This window comes from Burkholderia sp. Ac-20379 (assembly GCF_017104645.1).
GTDB lineage: Bacteria > Pseudomonadota > Gammaproteobacteria > Burkholderiales > Burkholderiaceae > Burkholderia.
The window spans coordinates 1-894 of sequence record NZ_JAAGPF010000784.1 but is presented as its reverse complement, the minus strand read 5'-3'; the positions used below and the strand labels follow the sequence as shown (position 1 = coordinate 894).

General features: G+C 74.0%; 1 protein-coding gene. It reads left to right on the top strand.

Translation table 11 applies throughout. The features are described from left to right. On the top strand, positions 1–894 hold an 894-nt coding region (locus G3N92_RS34610; RefSeq protein ID WP_241015219.1), incomplete at both ends, for an amidase family protein.

The window sequence follows — 894 nt, the reverse complement described above, 5'->3', positions numbered from 1 at the left end:
AACGCGATCGCGATCCGCGACGACCTGCGCGCCCGCCGCGAGGCCCGCGCCGCCGACGCGGCGCTCGCGCGCGGCGAACGCCGCCCGCTGCTCGGCGTGCCGATCACCGTCAAGGAATCGTTCGACGTGGCCGGGCTGGTCACCAGCATGGGCGCGCCCGCGTACGCGGCGAACCGCGTCGAGCACGATTCGCACGCCGTGGCCGCGCTGCGCGAGGCCGGCGCGATCGTGATCGGCAAATCGAACGTGCCGCTCAACAATTCCGATCTGCAAAGCTACAACGACGTGTACGGCCTGACCGGCAACCCGTGGGATCTCGCGCGCACGCCGGGCGGCTCCTCGGGCGGCTCGGCCGCCGCCGTGGCGGCAGGCTACGTCGCGCTGGAGATCGGCTCCGACATCGGCGGATCGATCCGGATTCCTGCGCATTTCACCGGCATCTTCGGCCACAAGCCGAGCTACGGCATCGTCTCGATGCACGGCACCGGCGTGCCGACCGGGCGCATCGTCGACCGCGACCTGTCGGTGGCCGGGCCGCTCGCGCGCAGCGCCGGCGATCTCGAGCTGGCGCTCGACGTGCTCGTCAACCGCGAGCCATTGGCCGCCAAGGGCTGGCGCCTGACGCTGCCGCCCGCGCGCGCCGCCCGGCTCGACGCGTTCCGCGTGCTGGTGCTCGATGCGTGGCCCGGCGTCGAGCCGAGCCTGTCGGAGCGCGAGGTGGTCGCGCGTGTGGTGGCGCGGCTGCGCGAGCACGGCACGCCGTTGACGTTCGCCGCCGATCTGCCCGACGGCACGCTGCCCGATCTGGCCGCCTCGCATCCGCTGTTCCGCACGCTGTCGGGGGCCTCGCTCGCCGAGCCGCCGCCGTTGAGCGCGGGCCAGCAGGCGCGGCTC